The 20,630-nt window shown below is 41.4% G+C and carries 18 protein-coding genes; all 18 read right to left on the bottom strand.

Features of this window, described 5'->3' with window-relative positions:
* Positions 1-187: 187 nt before the first annotated feature.
* Positions 188-1,429: a competence/damage-inducible protein A gene (locus tag ABTV07_RS08410; RefSeq protein ID WP_433749930.1), complete on the bottom strand. Its 1,242-nt coding sequence runs from the start codon at positions 1,427-1,429 to the stop codon at positions 188-190.
* 12 nt (positions 1,430-1,441) lie between these two features.
* Positions 1,442-2,020 (bottom strand): CDP-diacylglycerol--glycerol-3-phosphate 3-phosphatidyltransferase, encoded by a 579-nt coding sequence (gene pgsA / locus ABTV07_RS08405; protein ID WP_433749927.1) that lies wholly within the window; start codon positions 2,018-2,020, stop codon positions 1,442-1,444.
* 171 nt (positions 2,021-2,191) lie between these two features.
* On the bottom strand, positions 2,192-3,130 hold the full coding sequence (locus tag ABTV07_RS08400; RefSeq protein ID WP_433749924.1) for a helix-turn-helix domain-containing protein: 939 nt from the start codon (positions 3,128-3,130) through the stop codon (positions 2,192-2,194).
* Between the two features lie 9 nt (positions 3,131-3,139).
* Positions 3,140-3,931, bottom strand: a complete 792-nt coding sequence (locus ABTV07_RS08395) for a DUF3388 domain-containing protein (RefSeq protein ID WP_433749922.1) — start codon at positions 3,929-3,931, stop codon at positions 3,140-3,142.
* A 267-nt stretch (positions 3,932-4,198) separates the two neighbouring features.
* Positions 4,199-4,456 carry a DUF3243 domain-containing protein gene (locus ABTV07_RS08390; protein ID WP_433749919.1) on the bottom strand — a complete coding sequence of 86 codons (258 nt, stop codon included), beginning with the start codon at positions 4,454-4,456 and terminating at the stop codon, positions 4,199-4,201.
* 79 nt (positions 4,457-4,535) lie between these two features.
* On the bottom strand, positions 4,536-5,258 hold the full coding sequence (gene ymfI / locus ABTV07_RS08385; protein WP_433749916.1) for an elongation factor P 5-aminopentanone reductase: 723 nt from the start codon (positions 5,256-5,258) through the stop codon (positions 4,536-4,538).
* An 81-nt stretch (positions 5,259-5,339) separates the two neighbouring features.
* Entirely contained in the window at positions 5,340-6,626 is a 1,287-nt protein-coding gene (gene yfmH, locus ABTV07_RS08380) for an EF-P 5-aminopentanol modification-associated protein YfmH (protein ID WP_433749913.1), read from the bottom strand.
* Positions 6,623-7,909, bottom strand: a complete 1,287-nt coding sequence (gene yfmF, locus ABTV07_RS08375; protein ID WP_433749910.1) for an EF-P 5-aminopentanol modification-associated protein YfmF — start codon at positions 7,907-7,909, stop codon at positions 6,623-6,625. Before yfmF ends, yfmH begins: the two co-directional genes overlap by 4 nt.
* Positions 7,910-8,074: 165 nt before the next feature.
* Positions 8,075-9,034 (bottom strand): ABC transporter permease, encoded by a 960-nt coding sequence (locus ABTV07_RS08370; RefSeq protein ID WP_433749907.1) that lies wholly within the window; start codon positions 9,032-9,034, stop codon positions 8,075-8,077.
* On the bottom strand, positions 9,035-10,084 hold the full coding sequence (locus ABTV07_RS08365; RefSeq protein ID WP_433749905.1) for an ABC transporter permease: 1,050 nt from the start codon (positions 10,082-10,084) through the stop codon (positions 9,035-9,037). It abuts the gene before it with no gap.
* Positions 10,077-11,612, bottom strand: coding sequence for an ABC transporter ATP-binding protein (locus ABTV07_RS08360; RefSeq protein ID WP_433749902.1), 1,536 nt, complete (start codon positions 11,610-11,612; stop codon positions 10,077-10,079). Before ABTV07_RS08360 ends, ABTV07_RS08365 begins: the two co-directional genes overlap by 8 nt.
* Before the next feature lie 243 nt (positions 11,613-11,855).
* Positions 11,856-12,950: a BMP family lipoprotein gene (locus ABTV07_RS08355; RefSeq protein WP_433749899.1), complete on the bottom strand. Its 1,095-nt coding sequence runs from the start codon at positions 12,948-12,950 to the stop codon at positions 11,856-11,858.
* Positions 12,951-13,015: 65 nt separating this feature from the next.
* Positions 13,016-13,744, bottom strand: coding sequence for a GntR family transcriptional regulator (locus ABTV07_RS08350; RefSeq protein ID WP_433749897.1), 729 nt, complete (start codon positions 13,742-13,744; stop codon positions 13,016-13,018).
* 425 nt (positions 13,745-14,169) lie between these two features.
* Positions 14,170-16,506 (bottom strand): DNA translocase FtsK, encoded by a 2,337-nt coding sequence (locus ABTV07_RS08345; protein ID WP_433749894.1) that lies wholly within the window; start codon positions 16,504-16,506, stop codon positions 14,170-14,172.
* Between the two features lie 239 nt (positions 16,507-16,745).
* Positions 16,746-16,955, bottom strand: coding sequence for a YlzJ-like family protein (locus ABTV07_RS08340; RefSeq protein WP_433749892.1), 210 nt, complete (start codon positions 16,953-16,955; stop codon positions 16,746-16,748).
* Positions 16,952-17,695 carry a ClpP family protease gene (locus ABTV07_RS08335; protein WP_433749890.1) on the bottom strand — a complete coding sequence of 248 codons (744 nt, stop codon included), beginning with the start codon at positions 17,693-17,695 and terminating at the stop codon, positions 16,952-16,954. Before ABTV07_RS08335 ends, ABTV07_RS08340 begins: the two co-directional genes overlap by 4 nt.
* A gap of 243 nt (positions 17,696-17,938) precedes the next feature.
* Positions 17,939-19,606 carry a ribonuclease J gene (locus ABTV07_RS08330; protein WP_433749887.1) on the bottom strand — a complete coding sequence of 556 codons (1,668 nt, stop codon included), beginning with the start codon at positions 19,604-19,606 and terminating at the stop codon, positions 17,939-17,941.
* 141 nt (positions 19,607-19,747) lie between these two features.
* Complete coding sequence (gene dapA / locus ABTV07_RS08325) at positions 19,748-20,623, bottom strand: 4-hydroxy-tetrahydrodipicolinate synthase (RefSeq protein ID WP_433749884.1); 876 nt, start codon at positions 20,621-20,623, stop codon at positions 19,748-19,750.
* Positions 20,624-20,630: the final 7 nt, after the last annotated feature.

Below are 20,630 nucleotides of genomic sequence, written 5' to 3'. Positions count from 1 at the left end.
CAATTAACCTATCTTTACTATAAACGTTTTGGTTCAGTTTTACAAGTAAAAAATCGAACATTCATTCGCTTTTTTTAGGGGTAGTAAAATGCAATTTTAATTTCTTGATTAATAGAATTTCAATAGTTGACTGAAAACTAGGCGACTATCTACGTATGAAAATAATAAAAAGAGGGAAATCCCTCTTTTAGTTATCTGCCAATTCCTTCAGCAGGAAATGGCATCCATATTTAACTGTCCGCATTCTAATATTATTCCTTGACCCTTGCAGCTGCACCTTGAAGGCTTTAGGAGCAAAACCTGCAAAAGACAATCCGATCCAGACAGTCCCTGGAGGGTTCCCTTCGAGCGGTTCGGGGCCGGCTGCACCAGTAAAGGAAATGCCGATGTCCGTATTGAATTTCTTTTGGATTCCAGCAGCAAGTTCGACAGCACACTCTTCGCTTACCGCTCCAAACTGATTGATAGTGGATTCAGCGACGCCGACCTGCTCAATTTTCGCCTGATTGGAATAGCATACGACTCCCCCATTAAATACTGAGCTGGCGCCGTCTATAGAAGTGAGTTCAGATTGAAATAGCCCACCCGTCAAACTTTCTGCACAGGCAATTGAATAATTCTTCTTTTTCAAAATAGACGAGATCTCATTAATTAACGAAGTTTGGCCGTAGCCATAAAAAAATTCGCCTGTCCTTGCTAGGATTTGCTGCTCCACTTCATCGAGCAATTGCTGCGCTTTTTCACCTGAAGGATCTTTTGCCGTCAAACGAAGTGTGACTTCTCCATCAGCTGCAAGCGGAGCGATTGTCGGGTTGGATTGGCCATCAATCAAATCCATGATTTCTGTTTCAAGCTGAGCTTCTCCAATTCCGAAGAATCTAAGGACCCTGGACTCGATTTTCACCATTTCCTCTAACTGTTCCGAAAGCTTTGGCATGGCAAAACCCCTGAACATGGGCTGCATTTCTTTCGGCGGACCAGGCAGAAGCATGTAGCGATGAGAGTCTGTTTTATAAAACATGCCAGGTGCCATCCCATTCAAATTCGGAAGTACATCCGCACCATTCAGCACCAGTGCCTGTTTTTTATTATTTTCAGTCATGACTCGATTCGTTTTCTTAAAATATTCCTCTATCGAAGCCAAAGCTTCATCATCAGACACTAATGAAGTATTAAGATGAGCGGCAATGGACTCTTTGGTCAAATCATCTTTTGTGGGCCCGAGGCCGCCTGTGAAGATGATCAAGTCAGCCCTTTTCTCGGCTATTTCTATCGCTTTCGTCAACCTCATCGGATTATCGCCGACGACAGTATGATAATACACGTTTATGCCCAGTTCGGCTAAGCCTTCGGAAATAAACTTTGCATTGGTATTGACGATCTGGCCCAATAACAGCTCAGAACCTACCGCAATGATTTCTGCATTCATATTAGCCACCCTTTATTTGGAGTTGAGTAGTACTCGACGGTTTTTGTAAAAATAATCCCAGCCTGACCAAATGGTAAATACTAATGCAACCCATAAAGCAACCATATCAAACGGGAATGAAACACCTTCAAAAATGATATTATGCATTAAAAGAGAGCTGATGGCGACAATTTGAGCCCACATTTTGATTTTCCCCAACATATCAGCAGCAACCACTTCTCCTTCTCCCGCTAAAATCAATCGAAGACCGGTAACCGCAAACTCACGGCTAATAATAATGATAACAATCCAAGAAGGAATCGCTCCAAGTTCAACAAGAATGATCAATGCAGCTGAAACAAGAAGTTTGTCCGCAAGTGGATCTAAAAATTTCCCGAGATTTGTTACTAAGTTATGCTTCCGTGCATAATAGCCATCCACCCAATCAGTGGAAGCGGCAAAGATAAAAATCAATCCCCCAATAAAATGAGTGACAGGCATCGTAGTCCATAAGAAACTGATTTCACCCCACGAAAATGGTACAAGCATGATGATCATAAACAAAGGAATCAATAAAATCCTTGATACTGTAATTTTATTTGGTAAATTCACAATAAATCCTCCATCTCGCTAATCGTAGTGATACTAGAAAAAAAATAGTCATCAAATGATGACTATTCAGAACGATGATTTTCATACGTCTGAACAAAAGAAAAAAATTTCTTATTATTGTTATTTCCCTTACCCTTTTTTCCCATTCATAACAAGAACACAGCACCGGCTTTATTGACCAGGTGCTGTATGTTGAATGGTAATGTTCTGTGTGACTTGCTCCGTTGGCGGTACAGCAAATTCAACTTTTTCATCATTGACGTAGATTTCCGTACCTGTTGAATCTCCAACACGGATGATGACAGTTTGCTCCTTGGATAAATCAAGCTCCTTGCTTTGAGCATTGCTCAACTGTCCTTGGAATAATGTTGCTCCACTGGCATTTTTCACCCTTAACCAAGTCTTTCCGTTCGCAGTCGCAGCCACTTTCAGCTTGAATTGCTCAGCATTTTCCACTTTATAAGTCGTATTGCTTCCGGAAGCATTCACAACAGAAATTTTTTGCTGATTCTCATCCGGCTTCTGCTGATCTTCCTTGTCAGTTGAAGAGGTGTCTTTTTTCTCATCTTCAGAACTTGAAGCATTCTTATTACCGGAATCTTTCTTATCATTTTTACTGTTATCTTCTTTTTTTACATCATCATTTAATTTTGACACTACAGTTTTATCGGACTTGCTGCCGGCATTCTCATTATCAGTGCTCACATAATGCTGTACAACGAACCAGATCAAGGCGACAACACCCACTGCGAAAACAGCTGCCAAAATCTTTGGAATAAAATCCAGGAACTTTGAACTTGTACCCGAAGATACTGCCTTACGGGTCTGGACTCTGGAAATGTGCCCTGGCAGCTCGCTGCTTTGAACGGAAGGGATGTCGTTCTCATACTCCTCGAACAATGCATCCGGCTCAAGACCGACTGCTTCTGCATATTGTTTGATGAAAGCCCGCACGTAAAACTTGCCCGGCATCATATCATAATTACCTTCTTCAATTCCTACGAGATACCTTTTCTGTATCTTTGTCACAGCCTGCAAATCATCCAAGCTAAAGCCTTTGGATTCCCTTGCTTCTTTTAATCTCATTCCTAATTCTGTCAATACAAACACCCGCCATTACTAAAAATCGAATCCTCCAAATTCGGATTCCTGAAAGAAGTTGCTTTTTTGCACTAAATCATATGTAATTTCTTCATCCGGATCATTTCGCAGTTCAATGATATAATCAAAATCTTCTATTGAATATTCGGAGTTCTGGACAAATATGTCCGGATGCTCGATCACCTTGACTGCTGGCAGCCGCATGATTTCCCTTACTAGCGCCCAATGCTGTTCATTTGCCCTTTTTGTCGAAACGATGCCGTCCAGGATAAAAATATTATCTGAACTGTATTCATCTTCGATCAACCGGTTACGGATTGTCTGCTTCAATAATGTAGATGAAACGAATAGCCATTTCTTATTTGCGCAGACACTGGAGGCCACTACAGATTCAGTTTTGCCCACCCTTGGCATGCCGCGGATCCCCACCAGTTTATGGCCTTCCTGTTTAAACAATTCAGCCATGAAATCGACAAGGAGCCCAAGCTCATCGCGAATGAATCGGAAGGTTTTTTTATCATCAGCATCCCTTTGGATATATCTTCCGTGGCGCACTGCAAGGCGATCACGTAATTTTGGCTCTCGCAGCTTAGTGACATTTATTGTTTCCATAGTTTGCAGAATGGACTCCAGACGTTCAATCTGCTGTTCACTTTGAGCAAGCAGCAAAAGCCCCCGCCTTCCTTCATCCACACCGTTGATTGTCACGATGTTAATTGAAAGCATACCAAGCAAAGAAGATATGTCACCTAATAAACCAGGCCGGTTGATTTGAATTTCATATTCTAAGTACCACTCTTTACGGTCCATTTAAACCCTCCCAAAGCAAAAGCACATGCTCCATTTCATATAAAAGCTTTGTGCGATTTAAACAATATCATGAAGCATTTAAAAGCCGTTGAATTCAAAAAATATAATTCGACAATATCTATAGTGTCTATAATATATGATTTTCTAATAAGATGAAAGAAAAACCTAGGTGCATTTCCGATTTCTAGTTGATGGAATCCCCAAAAGAATCATATCCTGAAAAAAGGCACAAAAAAAGAGAGGATAGTCCTCTCTTTGCCTTGCAGATTAGCGTGTTCCATTATTTTGGACAAGCTTTACCATCATGCTTGCGATAGCATGCTGTTCTTCAGGAGTTGCTACAGACCAAAGATCTGCCAGAACTTTCTCCTGATCATTTTTCGGATCTACTTCTTTTGCCAAGTAATCCCCGATTTGGTAAGCCAAATCTGTCACCGCTTCGTTATGCATCCCTTTATCTTCAGCTTGATGCAGACGGTCTCCTAAAAAGTTCTTCCAACTATCCCAGTTATTTAAAACAGACATGGTTATGAACCTCCTTTAGATATGTTCAAAAGTTATTTTGCTACCGGAAGTCCAAAATATGCATCCGCCTGAAAATAAATTAGGTGTACCAGCCTCCATTGATGGAGAGCACTTGTCCCGTGATATAAGAAGAACGCGGTGATAAGAGAAAAGAAACAGCATCGGCCACTTCTTCCGGCTTGCCAAGTCTTCCCGCAGGTATTTCTTCTTTGAGCTGTTCGATATCCTCGTCGGTGAAACTCTTCATCATATTTGTGTCAATTGCACCTGGAGCTATGGCGTTGATTCTCATACCATTCATGGCTACCTCTTTGCTCAGTGCTTTCACGAAAGAAATTTGAGCCCCTTTTACAGTGGAATAAAGAACTTCGCATGCAGCTCCTGTCTGCCCCCAAATAGAACTAACCACAACAATGGAAGATTGTTCACTCTTCATTAATTTAGGGAGGCACATTTGGATAAGCCTCATCGGACTTTTAATATGTATTTGAATCAAATCATCCATTTCCTTTAGAGTTGTATCCATAAAGAGACCGTAATGAGAAGTGCCGCTTGCATACACGATCGCATCGAGCTGAAATATTCCTTGGATTAATTGATTGACGCCTTCATCACTTTCCAGGTCAGCGGAAATCGGGATCACTTCAATAGAGTACGGCTTCAATTCCTTCATCAGCTGTAAACACGCCTCTTTGTTATTGTTATAGTGCAAATATAAATTCCAGCCATCTTCTGCAAGCCTGTGAGCTGCTTTCCTGCCCATTCCTCCACTCGCACCTGTAATGAGTGCAAACCTTTTCATTCCTCTCCCCCACTTTCTTTTTTCTATAGTATAACCGAACTAAAACAACCGCTGGGCAGAACCCGCGGTTGTTTTTTAGAATTATTTAGGCACTACCTGGCACACTGTCAACCGTTCCTTGTCAATAAATCGCTGAGCTTCCCTTTTTACGTCTTCAAACGTAATGGATTCAAGGGTTGGAACGACTTCGAAAAGATCCATTTCATTGAACGCATACCTGGTAAATTGATTGGCGATATATTCTGGGGAATTGATTGCCCGCAAGAAAGCCCCCGCTTTCTTTTTCTTGGACCTTTCCAATGCTTCCTCGGAAAGAAATTCCCCTTCTTTCGCTTTTAATAATATTTCTTCTATTCTTTCAGCCAGCTGATCTGGTTTTTCAGTATCTCCGCCGATCATTGCAAAACCAAAGCCAGTTTCCTGTGTATAGTCATAATAGAACGTCTCATCTATTAGACCTTCATTATAAAGATCGAAGTAATTTTTTGCGCTTTTTCCAAAAAGCATATCTAAAAACACATTGATGGTCAGTTCATTTTTCAGCATTTCATTTCCTTTTTGGTTAACGTCCAGCGCTTTAATGCCGACTAAACATTTAGAGGACTGAACATTCATTTTCAATACTTGCTTCTTTTCAGCTACTGCAGCAGGCTCCTCTTCAAACTTCCTTTGGATTTCCTTTTGTTCTTTGAAATCTTTTTTATTCTGATTATCCCTGATCATGTTCATCGTCTTTTCTGCATCCACAGGCCCGACGACAAATAGAAGCATATTGCTTGGGTGATAGAACGTATTGTAGCAAAGATATAACAAATCTTTGGTTATCGGTGCAATTGAATCAATGGTACCTGCGATGTCGATTTTAACAGGATGATTGTGGTACATGTTCTGAATCAATCCAAAATAAAGCCTCCAGTCAGGATTATCATCATACATCGTGATTTCCTGGCCAATGATTCCTTTTTCCTTTTCAACCGTTTTTTCAGTGAAATAAGGATCCTGGACAAAATCTATAAGGGTAATCAAATTCTTTTCTACATCTGAAGTGCTGGAAAACAAATAGGCAGTGCGGGTAAAAGAAGTAAAAGCATTGGATGATGCGCCTTGTTTGCTGAATTGCTGAAAGACATCCCCATCTTCTTTCTCAAATAATTTATGCTCAAGGAAATGGGCAATCCCATCAGGTACTTTTTCAAAATCATTCCCATCCAAAGGAACGAAATGGTTGTCTACAGAACCATAGTTGGTCGTAAATGTACAGAACGTTTTATTGAATCCGTTTTTTGGCAGGATGTAAACATCCAGGCCATTGTCCATCTTTTCATAATATAAGGATTCCTGCAGCTGATCAAAATCTATTTTTTTCATTGCGCATCCCCCTCATTTCCAGTAAGGAAGTAAATGGTGTCAAGTTCAATCTTTTTCGCAGCCTTCACGATTTCATCCTTCGTTGTTTTCTCCACTTGCTTCAGCCACTCATCAATGGTTATATTCTCTTTTGAAATCACATTGTGGTACAGTACTTCAACCGATCCTCTTGCCGTGTCGATTGTCTCCAGAAGCTGATTTGTAATCACGGCTTTAGTTTGGGTGATTTCATCCTCTGTAAAATCTCCATTTTTCATCGCATCCATTTGCTCATGGATAATTTTCACCGCTTGATCGTAATTTTTATTATCAATTCCAGACATGACCATCAACAGCCCTTTGTGACTCTCTACCAAACTGGCCGCATAATAGGCAAGGCTTGCCTTTTCCCTGACGTTGATGAATAGCTTGGAATGAGAAAAGCCCCCAAAGATGCCATTAAATACAGTAAGAGGAAAATAATCTTCATCGCCGAATGTGATATTTGTCCTATAGCCAATATTTAGCTTCCCTTGCTTTACATCTTGATTTTCCTTAATTTCCTTAGGCTCCCCCTGCTTCTCAGATCCCTTGGATTTGACAACCGTTTGTGGAGTGCGGTCTTCAAAGTTAAATAGTTTTTGGCAAAGATCTTCCACGTTTGCTTCATTAACATCGCCAATCACATAAAAATCCAATTCATCTTCTTTAAGTGCTTTGTTGTAGTATTGAAATAGTTCTTCGGATGTGATTCCATCTACATCTTCTTTTTCTCCATTTGCATGGAGGGCAAAAACTTCTCCTTTGCACATTTCTTCAACGAGCCTTGCGTTTGAGTAGCGCATCTTATCATCATAAACTGATTGTATACGCTGTTTTAAATTCCTTTTTTCTTTCTCAACAGTTTCATTATGAAAGGACTGGTTCTCCACATTTGGATTGAGGATTACCGATGCCAAAAATTCCATTCCTTTCTCCATTAATGGGGAAGGATCCTTAAGGAACTTTTCATTCGCAATTTCCAATGTAAAGCTGATGATGTGGTATTCTCCTTTTTTGGCAAGGTCCACATAAAAGCTGGCCCCATATAATTCATCCAAGTATGCACGCAATTCTGTCGTTGTCTGATAATCTTTTGTACTGCTTTGAAGGACCTGTGGAAGGAGCGCACGCTTTGTCACGTCCTCTTTTGTCAATGGCGCCTTCCATTTCCATACGAATGTATTTGTTTTATATTTGTCCGTCTTGATCACATGCAGCCGATATCCTTTTTTATCTTTGATCGATTCATTGATTATTGTCATCCATAATCCTCCTTTATCCTTCATACGTTTAGGCATTATTTAGTTTGCTGTTCATTTATTCTTACTATACATGTTTACGAATCAACCTTTCAACTATTGCCAATGGAGGAAAAAGAAGCATAAAAAAGAACCCGCTGCTATTAAACGGGTTCTAAAATAAAGGCGTTATCTCTTTCCTTTTACATATGGTGTTCCGAGCGCTTTTGGGGCATCTGCTCTTCCAATGAATCCAGCCAGCGCTAAAATAGTCAGCACATACGGAGCAATCAGAAGATATACACTTGGAATGTTCTCTAAAAGAGGAAGACTCTTTCCGACGATGCTCAATGACTGGGCAAAACCGAAAAACAGTGCTGCTCCCATTGCTCCAAGTGGATTCCATTTACCAAATATCAAGGCTGCAAGAGCCATAAAGCCTTGGCCATTGATGGTTGCATGTCCGAAATCGGATGAAATGGATTCCGCATATACTCCGCCGCCGATGCCTGCTAAAGCTCCGGAAATCATTACACCGATGTAGCGCATTTTCGTAACATTGATTCCCATCGTATCAGCTGCCATTGGATGTTCCCCTACAGAACGCAGTCTAAGTCCAAATGGTGTTTTAAAGATGATGAACCATACAATGAATGCGACGATAATCGCGAAAAAGGATGTATAGTACGTGTTTGCAAAGAAAATCTTCCCTATTACAGGGATGTCTGACAGAACGGGAATATCCACTTTTCTGAAAGCATTTTGGATCATATCCGTTTGTCCTTTTCCGTAGATAAGTTTAACAAGGAAAAGTGTCAATCCGACAGCAAGCAGGTTGATGGCAACACCTGAAACAACCTGGTCTGCCCTGAAACTGATGGAAGCTACTGCATGCAGCAAAGCAAAAATGCATGCGACAATCATAGCTGCCAAAAGAGCAAACCACTTGACCGAGCTGCCGAGCTGGTCAGAAAACGTTAGATTGAAAACGATCGATGTAAATGCACCAATGACCATCAATCCTTCAAGTCCGATGTTAACGACACCGGAACGTTCTGAAAATGCTCCCCCTAAAGCCGTAAAAATAAGCGGAGCCGCGAATAGTAAGGCAGAAGGGACAATAATCGAAAGTATTTGAATAAAATCCACTTATTTCCCCTCCTTTTTGCTGATCCGCTCAATGAACCAGCGAATCATGTAGCTTGAAGCAACAAAGAATATGATTAAAGCAATGACGATATCAACAAGTTCGGTTGGAACACCGGATTCCATCGGCATATTGAGTGCCCCTACTTTCAATGCACCGAATAGCAATGCACCAAAAATGACGCCTACTGCTGTGTTTCCGCCGAGCAGCGCAACCGCGATTCCATCGAACCCGATTCCTGTGAACCCTGATTTGATTGACGCGTATCCAAAAGTCCCCAACCCTTCCATTGAACCGGCAAGGCCAGCAAATGCTCCGGAAATGACCATTGATAGAATGATATTTTTATTGACGTTCATACCAGCATATTCAGAAGCATGCTGGTTGAAGCCTACGGACCTAAGCTCATAGCCTTTGGTCGTTTTCTCCAAGAGGAACCACATGATAAAGACACATGCGAGTGCAATGAGAATTCCCCAATGAAGTCGTGAATAATCCGTCAACTGCTGCATGGAATCAGAGAATGCCAATGATGCAGAATCATGGATTTTTTCGGTTTTATCGCTGTGATCTGAAAGGACAGTACGAATGAAATAGTTCGTCACATGAAGTGCGATATAGTTCATCATGATTGTAACAATAACTTCATGAACTCTGAATTTTGCTTTTAAGAACCCAGGGATGAAACCCCAAAGTCCGCCTGCAAGGGCAGCAGCAATAACAGCCAGAGGCAAATGGATGAATTTAGGTGCATCAAATGCAACCCCTACCCAGACCGATGCGAGCCAGCCGACAATCAGCTGTCCTTCAACCCCGATATTGAACAGTCCTGTTCTGAAAGCAAACGCAACAGCCAATCCTGCCAGGATGTACGGGGTGATCTGCCTGATTGTTTCACCAGTATAATAAAGCTCACCGAATGCACCATTCCAAAGTGATGCATAGCCATCAATTGGTTTGTATCCACTGACAAGCATAATGATTGCTCCAGCAATTACCCCCAATAGAACAGCAATCAGAGGTATCAATATATTCATATATCGCTTAGCCATTCGTTTGTTCACCTGCTTTCACACGCTTAGAACCAGCCATTAATAATCCTAATTCCTGCTCTGTAGTAGTCTTTGGATCTACGATTTCTATAATCTTGCCCTCATATATAACAGCAATCCGATCGCTGACATTCATGATTTCGTCTAATTCAAAAGAAATCAGCAGGACAGCTTTTCCGTTATCACGCTGCTCAATCAATCTTTTATGAATAAACTCAATAGCGCCTACGTCCAGTCCACGTGTAGGCTGTGCAGCAATAAGCAATTCAGGATCGCGGTCTACTTCACGCCCGATAATGGCTTTCTGCTGATTACCGCCTGACAACGCACGTGCAGGTGTGAATTCACTCGGCGTGCGTACATCAAATTCTTGGATCAACGTCTTAGCCTTTTGATAAATGGCTTTGTAATTCAATACGCCATTTTTAGAAAATGGTTTCTGATAGTAAGTTTGGAGAACCATATTTTCACCAATCGGAAAATCGAGGACAAGCCCATGCTTATGGCGATCCTGTGGAATGTGGCCAATTCCTGACTCTGTAATTTTCCTGGGCTTCATATTAAGAATATCCTTCCCAGCGAGCTTAATGGATCCGCCTTCAGCCTTCATTAATCCTGTGATAGCTTCAATTAATTCGGATTGTCCATTGCCATCGACCCCTGCAATCCCGACAATTTCCCCAGCTCGTACATCCAGGTTCAAATTATTGACTACAGAGACACCGCGAGAATCCTTCACAGTCAAATCCTTGATTTCAAGAACATTCTCTTTAGGAATAGCATCAATTTTTTCCGTTTTGAATGTGACTTCACGTCCAACCATCAGACTTGCCAATTCGATCGGATTCGTATCAGATACATCCAAAGTGCTGATTCCTTTTCCTTTCCGGATAACAGTTACCCGGTCGCAGACTTCCATGATTTCCTTCAATTTATGGGTAATCAAAATGATTGACTTGCCTTCATTGATCAAATTCTTCATGATTTGAATCAGCTCTTTGATTTCCTGTGGAGTAAGAACAGCAGTCGGCTCATCAAAAATCAAAATCTCAGCCCCGCGGTATAAGGTTTTAAGAATTTCAACCCTTTGCTGCATCCCTACAGAAATTTCAGAAATCTTCGCTTGCGGATCTACGGATAGTCCGTACTTCTCAGAGATTTCCCTGACGTCTTTTTCTGCTTTCTTTATGTCTATTCGTCCTAGGGCTTTAGGCTCTTTACCCAAGACAATATTTTCCGTTACGGTAAATGTATCGACAAGCATAAAATGCTGATGGACCATCCCGATACCAAGATCATTGGCTATATTTGGATTGGTGATCTTTACAGGATTTCCTTTTACTTTGATTTCTCCTTTTTCTGGCTGATAAAGACCGAAAAGGACATTCATCAAGGTTGATTTACCGGCTCCATTTTCTCCTAGTAAAGCGTGAATTTCTCCCTTTTTCACTTGGAGGGTGATGTTATCATTAGCAACGATGCCCGGAAATTCCTTGCGAATATTAAGCATTTCTATTACGTGTTCCACCCTGGTCACTCCCTTATTTAGAGCTGTATATTTTTAAGAAGATCAAGTAGTTAGAGGTCAGACTTCTTAGAAAAAATAGGAAAAGGAAATCGAGTATCCCTTTTAAAATCCTAAATAGAAATAGGAACGGATCTCTCTTTCAAATCTCTATTTAGCATTCTACACTCATTTTCAATAGGAAGAATACGGGCGGGCAGATGCCCAGCCCGTTTATCCTATAGTATATTTCAATAGATTGGCAGATTACTTGCCAGCGTCAAACTTAGCAAACTCATCAGGAGTAGCAGGAACTTTCACTTCTCCATTGATGATTTTGTCTTTCCACTCTTTTACTGCTTTAAGAACATCTTCAGAAAGATTATCTTGTGTTGGAGCAATTCCTACACCGTCTTTATCCAAACCATACTCGATAACTTCTCCACCAGGGAAGTTCCCAGCTTTTGTTTTTGTAGCCAAATCTTTTACAGCTACGTCTACACGTTTAACCATTGAAGTCAATGTTACGCTCTTTTGCTCACCGTTCACTTCTACTTTACCTTCATCAGCTTGGTCTTTATCTACGCCGATAATCCAGAAATCTTTGTTAGGCTCTTTTGTTTTGCGGTCTTTAGCTTCTTTGAATGCACCGTTTCCAGTTGCACCGGAAGCATGGAAGATTACATCGACATTAGAAGAAAACATTTTGGAAGCGATCTGCTGTCCAACGTCAGCTTTATCAAATGCACCAGCATACTGAACATCTACAGTTGCATCAGGGTTTACAGATTTAACACCAGCTCTGAATCCAGATTCGAATTTCTCGATCAACGGCATTTGAACTCCGCCCAAGAAACCGATTTTATTTGTTTTTGTAGTTAAACCAGCTACAACCCCAACAAGGAAAGAACCTTCTTGCTCTTTGAAGTTGATGCTCGCTACGTTTGGTGCATCTACAACAGAGTCAACAATTGCGAATTGTGAATCTTTGCGTTGGTCAGCAATTTCTTTTACTGCATCAGCCATCAAGAAACCGATACCGATTACTAGATCGAACTTTTTACGTACTAATGTGTTTAAGTTAGTGGAATAATCAGAATCAGAAGAAGATTGAAGATAGTCGTATCCGTTTGTGCCTTTTTCCATTCCGTTTTCTTTACCGAATTCTTGAAGGCCTTCCCATGCTGATTGGTTGAAAGACTTATCGTCTACACCGCCGACATCTGTAACCATGGCTACAGTAAATTGATCTTTTCCTTCTTTGCCGCTTTTTCCTTCTTTATCGCTTGATCCACAAGCACCAAGAAGTGTTCCAGCCGCCAAAACTAGTGATAATGCAAGTCCTAACTTACGTTTTTTCACTAAGGTTCCCCCCTAATAATGGTTGATGATTTAGTAAGAAATGTGATGAGCAGGGCGTTTGTGTTCTAATTGATGCGCTTACGCACAACATGGAAACTGAACTTGTCCGCTTTGAAATAGTTCACAGAATAGAGAATGGGCTCGTCGTTTTGATCATAGTGCAGCTGTTTCAAAACTAGAAGCGCTGTTTCCGGATCGCATTCCAATATGGGAGAAATTTTATCATGGTATCCTATTGGTTCAATCTGGGCGACTGCATGGGTGATTTTTCGATTTGCCTCTTTTTCAAAAAAGGTGAAAATGGACCCATCCTCATGTGTGAAGTCATGAGGGAAAACGCTTCCAGGCACTTTATCAGTGCAGTAGACCACAGGTTCCCCATTTGCTGTCCGCACCCTTTCAATCACGACCATTTCCTCATCCATACTGCATGAAAAACGGCGAATATCATCCTCTGTCGGTCCTTGTGATGAAGAGCTTAAGAAGATGGTCCCGGGCTCCATTCCAGCCTGTTTAATCATGTTGGTTACACTATTAAGCTGTTCGATTCCCGATGTAAACAGGGGCTTCGCATTCACAAAAGTTCCAACACCGTGCCGCCTTATAATCACATTCTCTTCTTCTAAGATTCTAAGGGCCTCACGCAGTGTTGCTCTGCTAACACCTAATTGCTTAGCAAGATCGAATTCAGAAGGCAGTTTTTCTTTTTCTCTATACACTCCTGCTGAAATATCGTTTTTAATTCGATCGATAACTTGCAAATACAAATGTCTACTGTCAGATTTAATCGTCATTGGATCCCCCACCATATTTTCTCAAGACATCAGACCTCTGATGTATTTCATTCCTACTAATCGAAAATACTATAACACTTTTTCAACTATAAATAAATAGGAGAGTAAGATTTTGTCGAAAAAACTTGCACTAATATCTCTAGCATGAATATTCACTGCAAAGGTTTGGAAAATACAGTAATATAAAGCCTTTTCATTGAGGGGAATCCATTAAAATCGTCTAATTAATGTCGATATTTAAAGAATTTTCAGATAAAAAATATATTTAAGAAAACGTTTACAATAGTATGTCACATTCCAAAAATAGACGATGGATGTCTGACCTCTTACAACTAATCCCCCTCAAAGCTTAGCAGATATTAAAAAAAGTACAGGGCTTTACTCCTGTACTTCTTTCAATATGTCATATTATTAAAACACGTGTTTTATGAGGTATGTTCTTCAGATGATTTTGCAATCAATACCGTCCGTGGTTTGCTGCCTTCGTAAGGTCCTACAACTCCCCTTAACTCCATGGCATCTATCAGCCTCGCTGCCCTGGTATAGCCGATGCGGAATCTCCGCTGAAGCATGGAGACACTTGCTGTCTGCATATCTGCAATGAGCTGGACTGCTTCATCATACAATTCATCATCTACTTCTTCTGAAGTCTCAGGGATGTCATCAGGAATCATTTCCTCCTGGTACTGAGCTTTCTGCTGGGAAATGACAAAATCCACTACTTCTTCTACTTCATCATCCGACAAGAATGCCCCTTGTATACGGACGGGCTTTGAAGCGCCCACTGGCAGGAAAAGCATATCTCCCCTTCCAAGCAGCTTTTCTGCCCCTCCCATATCTAGTATAGTTCTGGAATCCGTCATAGAGGAAACGGCAAAGGCAATGCGGGATGGGATGTTTGCTTTGATGACCCCCGTAATGACATCCACTGATGGCCGCTGGGTTGCTATGATCAGATGGATGCCGGCTGCACGGGCCATTTGAGCGAGACGAGTGATGGCATCTTCGACATCGCTGGAAGCGACCATCATCAAATCTGCAAGCTCGTCTACAATGACGACAATGTATGGGAGCAGAGGCTGCTTTTCTCCAGATTCTGCATTATGCCTTTTTACATAATCATTGTATCCTTCAATATTCCTCGTGCCTGTATGTGAGAAGAGTTCATATCTTCTTTCCATTTCGTTAACAACTTTTTTCAATGCCTGGGAAGCCTTTTTAGCATCCGTTACAACGGGGGCCAAAAGATGAGGGATCCCGTTGTAAACATTTAATTCTACCATTTTGGGATCGATCATCATCAGTTTCACTTCATGAGGTTTCGCCCTCATCAGGATGCTGGTGATGATTCCGTTGATGCACACACTTTTCCCGCTTCCTGTAGCACCTGCCACTAAAAGATGGGGCATTTTATTTAATTCAGCCAAAACTGCTTCACCCGTAATGTCTCTGCCTAAACCAATTTGCAGTTTTGCCTCAGGTTTATTATTTTCTTTTGCATCCAATACTTCCCTGAGGGAGACCATTGCGACTTCAGAATTAGGGACTTCAATCCCAATGGCTGACTTGCCAGGAATCGGTGCTTCAATCCGAATGTCTTTTGCAGCGAGCGCCAATGCCAAGTCATCATTAAGGCTCACAATTTTACTCACCTTTACACCGACATCCGGATGCACTTCATATTTTGTGACTGCCGGACCAAGATGGACTTGGGTCACTTTTGCTTTTACTCCGAAACTTTGGAATGTCCTTTCCAACTTCGCTGCATTGGAATGGATCAATTCATATTCATTGGATTGATCCGTTGCACGAGGCATCTTCAAAAGTGATAAGGACGGCAATTGGTAATCCAAGTTTTCAACCTCTGTGAACGTGATGGGAGGCGCGCTTGGATCATCGTCGGCTTCTTTTCCTGCAGGTAGGCTATCATTTTGAATTGTAGGCTCTTCCATTGGTGATGCACCATATGCCCTGTCAGCAAAACTGGAAATGATGGGCTCAGATTTTTCTGATAGCGGACCAGCTGGTGGTGATTCGTTTTCAACTGGATTATCCGGTGCCGGTTCTTCCTTTTTCTTTGGCTTTTCTTTTATTTTTGTTTGTTTTTTTATTTTTCGTTCATCAGACCATTCCTTCATGTCCTCAATGAATACTTCCCATTGATTCTTTATGAATTCTCCTATGACTTTTGCAGTCTTTCCAGTGATATCCCCGATAGATTTTCCTGTAATGAGAATCATGCCTATCAAGATCAAAACCATTGCTACAAATTTCGTTCCCTGTGAATCAAAAAGAAAATGAGAGGCAGCAAATAAGACGGCGCCTATCATCCCTCCGCCAAGGTCTGTAGAGCTCGATTCGCCTCTTACTTCCATCCAGAAAAGCTCCCATGTATTCGTAATGACGCTTGGATTCTTGAAAGGACCTGATTTCGCCAAAAGCCCAAACAGTTTGAGGTGACTTAACAGCAGCATGCTTGCTTGAAGAGTATATAGGCCGACGAGCCTGCGTTTAAAGAAATATGGCCATTCTCTCTTTACCATGAAGTAAAAAGCCAATCCCATGATTCCGATCAGCGCGGACATATACCATTCCCCTAAAAAAAGTCGGAAAAATAAAACAACCGCTTTTCCCACAGCTCCAAGTTTGATAATGGAAATTACACTGAGGGCAATCAAAAGAATTCCAATCAATTCATATTGGAGGGTCTTTTTTACCTCGGTTCTTCTCTTCGTTTTAGTTCTCTTTTTCTTTTTTGCCATTTCTAAACCACCCAATATTCCCATAATATGTATATAGACTCGCGCTCTTATAAATAAAAACGACGCAAGGCTGACCCATCAACTCCTTTCACCCTTGCGATCTTGGTGTCCGGTTAAATCGAAGGTCAGCCCCATGTATGTTTAAACAGCGCCTAAGAGGCGAAGCCTTTTTCTGATCTTTAATCTCTTATATTATAGCATATTGTTTCCAGTGCAGGAAATGGTTCTATCATACGGAATTATTGGTTATTGATGTATTGCCCTGGTTCACATTCCGGAGTCAGGTAATGGGAAGGATCACTGCTCATGACTCTCATCACGCGATATCCCTGTTCACACTGCTGCACCATAAGGGGAATTCCATTCCATGTAATCATCTTGGTGGAGTCGAATGTGTTTTCACCTGGCGGAAAGATGAATTCCTGCGGCATAGAAGTATATAGGATCATTGAATCATCCCTTCTTCCTCATCACCGGTTTTTAATTCTATTAATTCATTTAATTTTTTCATCGCTTTCCCGATGCCGCCGACTTCGTCGATAAGGCCATATTCCACAGCGTCAGACCCTACTACGTTTGTTCCTATATCCCTTGTCAGATTACCTTTTGCAAACATGAGATCCTTAAACTTGTCTTCTGAAATCTTCGAGTGTTTTGTGACAAAGTTGACTACCCGGTCCTGCATTTTATCCAGATATTCAAACGTTGCAGGCACCCCTATGACGAGTCCGGTCAAACGTACTGGATGGATTGTCATCGTCGCTGTTTCAGCAATAAACGAATAGTTGCATGAAACGGCTATCGGTACACCAATGGAATGTCCTCCCCCAAGGACAATGGATACAGAAGGTTTTGAGAGGGAAGCAATCATCTCTGAAATGGCCAGGCCAGCCTCAACATCCCCTCCTACAGTATTTAGTAGCACTAATATCCCTTCAATTTTAGGGTTTTGTTCAATCGCTACAAGCTGAGGAATTACATGTTCATATTTGGTTGTCTTATTTTGTGGAGGCAGCTGCATATGGCCTTCAATCTGGCCGACTATTGTCAAACAATGGATCTTGGAATCCTGTGAAAGCTGTGGCACATTGGTTTGGCCAAGCTGCTGAATTTTTTCCATTAAACCCGAAGGCTTATCTTTTTGATCCTGATCCTTCTGAGGCTCTGATTCATTCATTTTGAATTCCATAAATTTTAGCTCCTTTGGACATATGATACTTTTAGTATCCTCACACTCCATGATTTCATTCTTTGAGCTATCAAGTAAAACAACAAAAGAGATGCCGCTATAAAATGGCATCTCTTATTCGTCGTCCAGCTCCATCGCCTAGCCCCTCGAGGTCATAAGCCGCACCTCTACGGAAATCAGGATTTCCTTCGAGTTCCGTCTTATGCGGGTCGGGGCTGACCAAGGCGATTCCGCTTTTGTACTTTAAACTTCCATGATAATTGGCAGGATCATTGGTCTGCGCTTTGTCTTTTCAAATAGGAGGTAGTTCAACTGATCGCGGATATCCTGTTTGATATTGGACCATTCATATGCATCCCTTGATAAATAGGATTCAACAATCTCTCTAACAAGCTTAGTGGATTGTTCCATCAGCTTTTCTGATTCTCTTACATATACGAATCCCCTGGAAATGATTTCAGGCCCTGATGCGATCGTTTTCTCTTTTTTGCTCAATGTGACAACAACGGTAAAAATTCCGTCCTGAGAGAGAAGTCTTCTGTCGCGAAGAACAATATTTCCTACATCTCCGACACCGATTCCATCTATCAAGACATTCCCTGCAGGCACCCTGCCGGAAATTTTCAATTTTTCATTTTTGTATTCAATGACTTCACCCTTGTCAGGGATAATCACTTGATTCTCTTTCAGACCCATAGAATAGGCCAATTTGGCATGGGCAACGAGCATACGGTATTCGCCCTGAATTGGAATCAGATACTTTGGCTTCATCAAATTCAGCATCAGCTTCAATTCTTCCTGGCTTCCATGTCCGGAAACATGGACTTTTTTGTAGCCTGAAAAAACAGTAGCTCCGGCACGGAAAAGCATATCGATGGTTTTATACATTAGAATTTCAATGCCAGGCGTAGGAGTAGCAGCAATAAAGACAGTATCTCCTTTTTGAATATTAATCAGTTTATGAGCCTGCTTGGCCATTTTCTGAAGTGCCTCGATCGGTTCTCCTTGGATGCCGGTAGCTAAGATGACTACTTCTTTATCCTGATGCTTCTTTACATCTCCGATAGGAATGATTTGCTCTGGATCCACATTTAAATACCCTAGGGATACAGCCACATCCAATACTCTCTGAATACTCTTTCCAACGACCGCTACTTTTCTTCCGTTCTCTTTTGCAGCATTAAAAACTTGTTGGATCCTTATGAGATTGGATGCAAAGCATGCAATAATGATCCTGCCTGAGGCTTCGTGGAAAGCATCTGACATTTGGCGGGCAACCAACTCTTCTGATGTAGAATAGCCCGGTCTTTCAGCTTCAGTACTGTCTGACAAAAGGCAAAGAACTCCTTCGTCTCCGATTGTCGCCATTTTACCCATTTCAGGCTTGTACATTTCCGGTGCAGTATGATCAAATTTAAAATCACCGGTATGTACAATGTTTCCTTCTGATGTATGTATGCAAATGCCAACTGAATCCGGTATTGTGTGAGTTGTCTTAAAAAATGAAATGTCAGCGGTTTCGAATGAAAGCCTGGAATCAGAATGTACAGTTACAAATTTTGCCTTCCCTCTGAAATCATGTTCCTTCAGCTTTTCATTTGCAAGTGCTACAGTAAGCTTCGTTCCGTATACTGGTACGTTGACCTTTTTTAATACATATGGAAGGCTTCCAATGGCATCCTCATGACCATGTGTCAAGAATATTCCTTGGATCCTGTCCTTATTCTCTACGAGATAAGTGATGTCAGGGATGACAATATCTATGCCCAGCATCTCGTTTTCAGGAAACATCAAGCCCGCATCAATGACGAATAAATCCTGATCCACTTCTATAACATACATGTTCTTTCCCGTTTCCCCTACACCGCCAAGAGCGGTAACTTTGATATTCTGCGTCTCTCTATTTAACAATTTTGGTATCCTCCTATGTTGATTTTCCCGATCATTAATCAGTTATTTTCATTATACTTGATGATAAATTGGCATTACAACAAAATTCAACCAGTCATTCCATTTAAAAAGGCTGGATCGATTTGATCCAGCCTGATTTCATTAAGATATTGACTTAAGTAATTCTGCAACTTTTGAGCGTTCCTGCTCAGTCAAAGGAATTAATGGGAGCCTAACAGATCCGACATCCAAGCCTTTCAACTGTAATGCTGTCTTAACTGGAGTAGGACTTGGTGCTGCAAACAGCCCTCTCATCAATGGAAGTAATTTTTGATGAAGAAGCGCTGCATTCTTTAATTCTCCAGTAAAGAAAGCGTTAATCATATCCTGCATCTCATTTCCTGCCACATGTGAAGCAACTGACACAATACCCGCTCCCCCAATTGAAAGCACAGGCAGTGTCAATCCATCATCACCGCTGTAAAGAGCGAAATCTTCGGCAGTATTGGCGATGATTTCTGTCATTGCATCCAAATCGCCGCTTGCTTCTTTAACCGCTACAATATTAGGGATTTGAGAAAGTTTAATCACCGTTTCCGGACTGATGCCAACCACTGTACGACCAGGCACATTATAAGCCATGATAGGGAGGCCGGTTGATTCTGCAACCGCTTTGAAATGCTGATATATACCTTCTTGACTCGGTTTATTGTAATAAGGCGCTACGATCATGGCTGCATCTACTCCAGCAGCCTCTGCCTTTTTAGTCAGCTCAATGGAGGCATGGGTATTATTACTTCCAGTACCTGCAATAACCGGCACCCTTCCGTCCACCACTTTTACAACATGCTTAAACAAGGCAACTTTTTCTTCACTTGAAAGTGTCGGCGATTCACCTGTAGTCCCTGCAATCACTAATGAATCAGTCCCATTATCAATCAAGTAATTGACAAGTGAAGTCGTTTTATCAAAATCCACATTTCCTTTACTGTCAAAAGGTGTGACCATTGCTGTCGCAATTCGTCCAAAATTTATCATTAGTAAA

This window comes from Falsibacillus pallidus (assembly GCF_050990905.1).
GTDB classification, from domain to species: Bacteria; Bacillota; Bacilli; order Bacillales; family DSM-25281; genus Falsibacillus; species Falsibacillus pallidus_A.
This window is presented reverse-complemented; position numbering and strand designations above follow the sequence as displayed.